The following is a 1,183-nucleotide window of genomic DNA, read 5'->3' as shown; positions in this document are numbered from 1 at the left end:
CCGGGCCCGTCCGGGGCGTCCAGCGGCAGGTCGGCCCCGAGCACCCGGCCCGCGGCCGCCCGCAGCTCGGCGATGCTGGTCTCACCGTCACCCACGTCGTCGCCGGGCCGGTGGCGCTCCCCCACGCTGACCAGCGGGGCCCGGCCGGGCATCGGCGCCCACGCGATCAGACCCTGCTCGGTACGGGTGTGCAGAAACGGTGGCAGCACCCCGAAGCCCGGCACGTGCAGCGCCCCGTGCGCATCCACCATGCTCGCCGGCACGCTGACATGCGCCGTCCGCGACACCGTGTCGTCCCTGGTCACGCCGGGGAACGCGATGCCGGCGAGCTTGCGTACCACGCTGTGCCCGCCGTCCGCGCCGACCAGGTAGGCCGCTTCGATCGGGGCCAGGCCGGCGACCTCGACCGTCACCGACCGTTCGTTCTGGGTCAGGCCGAGGACCTCGTGACCACGGTGGATCGTCACGCCGAGCTCGGCCGCCCGCTCGGTCAGCATCTGCTCGATCCGCCGCTGCGGCACCAGCATCGTGTAGAGCGGGTTGTCCGGCAGGTCGTGCAGGTCCAGCGGGAAGGCGGCGAAGGTGAACCCGGGCGCCGGGCGGGGCGGACCGGGGGTGCCGGCGAGCCGCTCGTACAGGCCGCGCCGGTCGAGCATGCGGATGACCTGCCCGACCAGGCCGTTGGCGCGCTGCTCGGTGGTGGGCTCGGGCAGCCGCTCCAGGACCAGCGGCCGGACCCCGGCCAGGGCCAGCTCGCAGGCGAGCATGAGGCCGTTCGGCCCGGCGCCGGCGATGACGACGTCGATCATGGTGAAACCCTCTTCCGGGTACGGGGCACCGGCCCGCCGGCGAACGGCGGGCTGACGCTGGGCATGTCGAGGTGGCGGCCGCTCAGGGCGGGGGGAGGCCCGCGGCGATCCGGGCGAGTGCCTCGGTCAGCAGCTCCGGCATCGACACGTGCGGGCCGGCGCGCAGGAAGTGGGCCTGGGCGACGTTGTTCGCGGCCATCACGACGGAGGCCACCAGGTGCGGATACAGGTCCTTGCTCAGGTCGGTGCCGGTGCGCTCGGCGACGGCCGCGGCGACCTCCGCCTCGGCCAGCGCGCCGGCGCGCAGCAGGTCACCCTGCAGGGCCGGCTCGGCGATCATCGTGCGCACCCCGGCGGCCCAGGCCTCCTGATCG

At 75.1% G+C, this 1,183-nt stretch carries 1 protein-coding gene and 1 pseudogene; both read right to left on the bottom strand.

What is annotated here, in order from left to right:
• Positions 1-809, bottom strand: an 809-nt coding sequence (locus AB0C29_RS49450) for an FAD-dependent monooxygenase (RefSeq protein ID WP_360835462.1), incomplete at its 3' end; no start/stop codon positions are given.
• An 82-nt stretch (positions 810-891) separates the two neighbouring features.
• Positions 892-1,183: pseudogene (locus AB0C29_RS49445) on the bottom strand (TetR family transcriptional regulator); the annotation flags it as partial.

The sequence above is a fragment of the Actinoplanes sp. NPDC048791 genome, from assembly GCF_040650095.1.
GTDB lineage: Bacteria > Actinomycetota > Actinomycetes > Mycobacteriales > Micromonosporaceae > Actinoplanes.
The sequence above is the reverse complement of the archived record's forward strand: the minus strand, read 5'-3'. Positions and strand labels throughout refer to the sequence as shown.